Origin of the sequence: uncultured Methanobrevibacter sp. (assembly GCF_937906425.1) — an archaeon.
Lineage (GTDB): Archaea > Methanobacteriota > Methanobacteria > Methanobacteriales > Methanobacteriaceae > Methanobrevibacter.
This window is the reverse complement of record NZ_CALCYR010000298.1, coordinates 1-5900: the sequence shown is the minus strand read 5'-3', so window position 1 is coordinate 5900 and position 5900 is coordinate 1. Positions and strand designations below refer to the sequence as shown.

Below are 5900 nucleotides of genomic sequence, written 5' to 3'. Positions count from 1 at the left end.
AATGCAAAAAAATTACAAAATCATTGCAAAATCATTATAAAAAAAATGCAAAAAAATTACAAAATCATTGCAAAATCATTATAAAAAAAATGCAAAAAATTGCAAAACATCCTAAATGAAAAGCTTAGGAGTGCTAAACAAAGTTAAATATAATCCTAATTAAGTTTTATTAAAATTATACCTTAAGGAAATCTTTATTTATTATATTATATAATCATTTCTATTTAGTTAAACCTAAAGTTTATATATCTTACAAATAAATATTATACTTATAGTATTTGAGGTCAAGAAATGAAAACTAATAAATTAATACTAACAATAAGTGTATTATTAATTTTCCTTGCCATGTCAACAGTAAGTGCTGTTGATGATAATGACAATTCAATGATTCAAGACAGTGATATGGGAAATATTGATAATGCACTAAATGATATGACAATTGAAATTTCAAGTGATTTTTCAAATGATGACAGTGAAACTCAAAACACCCTAAGTGGATTGGATGAGATAGAGACTGATTCTAGCCTTTCATCAATTAATGAGAATGATTCCACTGCCCTTTCATCATCTGATAATGATGGAGAATTAAAAGATGGCAGCCGTGATTACATCTATTTCAATGCATCCGCTGAAACCGATGGTGTTGGAACAAAAAACAGCCCATACAAGTATGTTACAGATAGCAGGTTGCCATACAACGGATATGGATTGACAGCATACTTTGCAGATGGGGTATATGAACTTGATGAAGAGATTTACCTATATTCAAACGGCGCAATGGCATATTTGGATATTTTTGATGTTATAACAGACACAGTCCTGATTGGAGAAAGTACTGAAGGAACCATTTTCAGAACTAGCCAAAGCAACACATTCAGTTTCAACACTCCAAATATTGCAAAAACAACAATCTACAATATGACATTTGAAGGTGCTCCCCTTAAAAACCAAGGAGATTTAAGCCTGTATAATGTTAACTTCAGGAATAATAATGGAGTGGACATCCATGAAAGTTATGGATATCACAATATTCCTGGAGGGGCAATCTACAGTCCGGGATCAACCTACCTCTATTATGACATGAAAACATGGCTCACCCTTGAAAACTGTACATTTACAAATAGCCATGCAGTATATGGTGGAGCGATTTACCACAACAATGGTACAACAATAATTAGAAACTGTAAATTCTACAACAGTACATCAGAGCTCTATGGTGGAGTGATCGCTTCAGATGATGGAAACATCCAAATTTCCAACTGTATCTTCGACGGATATGGTGCAGATGGAGATGCCGGTGGAGCAATTTATGCAAAGGTTACAGACATAAACATTACAAACTGTAATTTCACCAACGGTTACTCTGACATTGGAGGGGCAATATGTAATCTTAACTCTGACTTAAGCATTACAAATTGCAATTTCAACAATAACAGTGCCAAATACTATGGCGGTGCAATATTTACAATGTATGGAACTGTAAACATTGCCAATTCCAATTTTACAAACAGCCAAGCACTGGATGGTGGTTGCCTATACATAGACAACTGCAGTTCAGTAACAATTAAAAATGACAATATATCAAAATCCGCTGCAAGAGGATATGGAGGAAGCATATTCTCAAACAACAATACCCTGGATTTAAGCGGAACATCATTTTACGACAGCTCTGCACTTTATGACAATATTATCCACACTCAGGAAGGATATGATTATGATATTGGTTACAACTCAAACTATACAATGATGGTCTACAATTCAAGCTATAACGGAAACCTTCCATCCAGTTATGACTTAAGGAATTATGGATGGGTCAGCGGAGTTCGTGACCAGCAGGGCGGTGGAAACTGTTGGGCATTTTCAGGAATCGCCGCATTGGAATCATGCATAATGAAAGCGACAGGTCAGGAAATTGACCTATCCGAGGAAAACGTTAAAAACCTTGTTGAACTCTATTCACCTTACGGTTGGAGCTATGACACAAATGAGGGCGGTCACTCAGAAATGGCCTGGGGTAACCTGATCAGCTGGATTGGCCCAGTATTGGAAAGTGACGATGAATATGACGATTATTCCACATTATCCGTTTTAAAGGATGCAATTATGCATGTTCAAAATGTTTACTTCCTACCGGCACGTGCAAATGCATTGGACAATGATGCAATTAAAAGAGCAATAATGGACTATGGTGCAGTAAGCGTTGTGATGTATGCAGACTTTGACAGCCCTATCAATTGGAACAATCAGACAAATTCATATTTCTTTGCAATAGGAACACCAAGTTATGTAAACCATGCAGTGACAATTGTAGGATGGGATGACAATTTCAATAAGAATAATTTTGCAATGTCAAGCGCAGCAGACACAAACGGTGCATGGATCGTTAAAAACAGTTGGGGTGAAGAATGGGGAGACAATGGATATTTCTATGTTTCCTACTACGACAATTCAGTTTTACAAGTCAATAAAAAGAATGTTGCATACACCTACATTTTAAATGATACTGTAAGATACAATAGAAACTACCAATATGACATTGGAGGAATGACTGACTTCTTCATTTCTTTTGATAATGTGGTTTACTACAAAAACCAGTTTACAGCATTGGGAAATGACATCCTATCAGCATTTTCCACAACCTTTGAGACAGCCTGTAACTATGAAGCCAAACTCTTTATAAATGGAGTGGAAAAGATTAGCCAAAGCGGATATACTCAAGCTGGTTATTATACCATTCCATTTAAACAAGAATTCCCAATTACAAAAGGAGACATATTTACAGTGCAAATCAAGGTACAAGCTCAAAATGCAAGTTTCCCAGTTTATGAAGCAGGAGTTGCCTCAAGACTTACCTACAAGCCAGGAATTTCATACTTCAGTAAGGACGGAACCAGCTGGACTGACCTATATGACTACTCATATGATTGGGGAGAGGAAATCAACCACTTCTACACTGGACAGGTAGCTTGCATTAAGGTATTTACAAGAGCTGGAGAATCTAGCGAAGAACAAGCATATGTAAGTGTTGAAAACATAAAGACAGAAGTGAACACCTTGGTAAACCTAAGTGCAACTGTAAGGGATTCCAATAACAATCCAATCAATGGAGGAAAGATCATCTTTACCATAAACGGCAGCACATACACTGCAAATGTGATAAACGGTATTGCAAAATACCAAATCCTCTTTACAAATGAGGGATCACTTACAATAATTGCAGAATACTCAAACAGCGGATATACTGCAGAAAGGGCCAGCGGAATCCTGACAATCACAAAAACAGATATTGTAACCATTATCGGCAGTGATGTAGAAAAGGACTATCTCGATTCCACAGCATACTATGCAAACCTTACAGATGCCAGCGGAACCCCATTGAAAAATGGATTAGTTAGAATCCATGTTGCAAATGCAAGTTACATCAGAAAAACAGACAGCAATGGAATAGCAAAATTCAACATTTACCTACATCCTGGAATCTATGAACTTATTGCAACAAATATCCTTACCGGAGAAACTGCAACAAATACAATCAAGGTAAATGCAAAACAGACCGCAAATATCCTTAAGGATTCAAGTTTGTCCGCCTCAAACATTTACTATATCAGCCCTAACGGAACTGGAACAGGTCTTTCAGCAGACAGTCCAAGCAATTGGAATGCAGTAATGAACCAGGCCACAAATGGAGATGTTGTGATTCTTGCAAATGGAACCTATGTGAAATATGTCAACTATTACTCAAATATCCTCTATAACATTGAATTGAGAGGTAGTGGAAACACCACCATTGATGCAAACATGAATGGAGGTTACTTCACCTGTTCCGGAAGCGTCAAATTGACAAACCTAACATTCATCAATGCATATACCGCCAAACATGATGCAGGTCCAGACAGCAACAAGACAGGATTTGACGGTGAGGGAGCAATTGAAACCAGCGGCACCCTAACAGTGACAGGATGTCATTTTGTATCCAACAAGAACAATTGGGGAGTTGAAGGCGGAGCAATCCACATCAATTCAGGAAGCCTTTATCTCTACAACACCACCTTCGACAAGACAGGCGGCAAGAAAGGAACAATCTACTGCGAGAAAAGAACCTACCTCTATGCCTATGACAGCAACTTCACAAATGTATTGGCAAAGGACGGTGGAGCCGTATACGCCAAGGAAGCATATATTGAAATGCACAACTGCTATATGGCAAACGGACTTGTAAAGGAAGGGGGATTCCTTGCAATCAAGGAAGGATCCTGTTACATATATGACTGCAGAATCATATCCTCAAGTTCTGTTGACACTGCTCCTGCAATAAATGTAAAGGATGGAACATTGGTAATTTCAAACTGCAGTTTCAGCAACTTAACATCCAGAGGTTCTGCACTTTGGTTTAACGAAAAGGGCAAAAACGGTTCTGGTCTTGCGGGAGCAATTAACGTTGAAGGTTCTGCAAGCGTAACAATCACTGACTCAAACTTTACAAATTGTGTTGCAAAGGCTGACGGTGGAGCAATATTTGTTGAAAGCGGTTCTGTAACCATTAAAAACTGCATTTTCCTAAACAACAGTGCTGTAAGGGAAAGACATATCTACAATGCTGGAGGAAGGGTATCCATAACAAATTCCACATTTGATACAATAGCAACAATAAGCACATACAACATCAATGAGGGGGAGGTTGAAACTCTTACCATAACCCTTGATGATGGAACAAACGTTTTAAATGTAAATGTAAATGTATTGTTGAATGGAAATTCTATTGGCGCTACAAATGGGGCCACAACATACCAAAAATCCATAAGCGATTTGGAAAATGGATTGTATACAATTAGCATTGCTGGGGATGACAATTCCAATGGCAACCATTATGTATATTCACAGGATTCATCACAGTTCAATGTAGGTGCAAACAACAAGTCCAACACTTACATTTACTCAGTTGCAGACAGTGTCTACGAAAACCAAATGGCTAAAATCATTGTTGCCGTAAACGATGCAGCTACAGGAACCGTTACAATAAACATTAATGGACACAGTTATTCAGGAAACATTTCAAATGGACAGGCTACCGTTACAATCAATGGTTTAACTGCAGGCAACTACACTTACATTGCAGTTTATGACGGTGATGCAAACTACAACCACAACCAGACAACAGGCAATCTGATTATTAAGAAAATCTATGCAACAGAATTAAGCCTGCTTGTTGACAACATCACAGAGGGGGAGATTGCCAAGGTCATTGTCCAATTAAGATGCGGATCAGAATTCATCAACGGTACAGTCATATTGACCATTGATGATGAGGAACAGTATGTAAATGTGATAGATGGATTTGCATCAGTAAACCTTCCTAATCTCAAGGCAGGGGACTATGACTTAAGTGCAGAATTCGAAGCTATTGGAGAATATGAAGGAAGCCTTGCTGAAACCGAATTCAGTGTTTTAAATGCAAACAGCACTGAAAACGGCACTACACCTAATGAGAGAGGAATTGAAATAATTACTGAAGGACTGATTAAAAACCAAGGAGCAAATGAAAAACTGGAAATTCTATTAATGGAAAATGAAACATTTATGAAAAATGAAATAATTGACATAATCATTTGTGGAAATACATATAAACGTATCAGCAACTCAAATGGTAGTGCTTCCATTTCAATTGACCTCGTAAAAGGAGTTTATGATGTAGTTATATGTTTAGACTCTGATCCTACTATAAAAACAAATACAAAAATAACTGTAAATTAATTTAAGAGGGAAACCTCTTAAATTCTTTTCTTTTTTTAAAATCTTGAAATTTAAACTTTAAACTTTTTATTTTTTATTATATTTTTTCTAATCTTATTTTTTCTAATCTTATTTTTTCTAATCTTATTTTTTCTAATCTTATTTTTTCT

At 36.7% G+C, this 5900-nt stretch carries 1 protein-coding gene; it reads left to right on the top strand.

Annotated elements, in window-relative coordinates; all coding sequences use genetic code 11:
- The first annotated feature begins 291 nt into the window (after window positions 1–291).
- Window positions 292–5751, top strand: a complete 5460-nt coding sequence (locus Q0138_RS08665) for a C1 family peptidase (RefSeq protein WP_297983483.1) — start codon at window positions 292–294, stop codon at window positions 5749–5751.
- Window positions 5752–5900 lie beyond the last annotated feature (149 nt).

Bases quoted from the DNA above. Each gene is read 5' to 3' on its own strand.
- Q0138_RS08665 (WP_297983483.1), top strand. From the start codon at position 292: ATGAAAACTAATAAATTAATACTAACAATAAGTGTATTATTAATTTTC.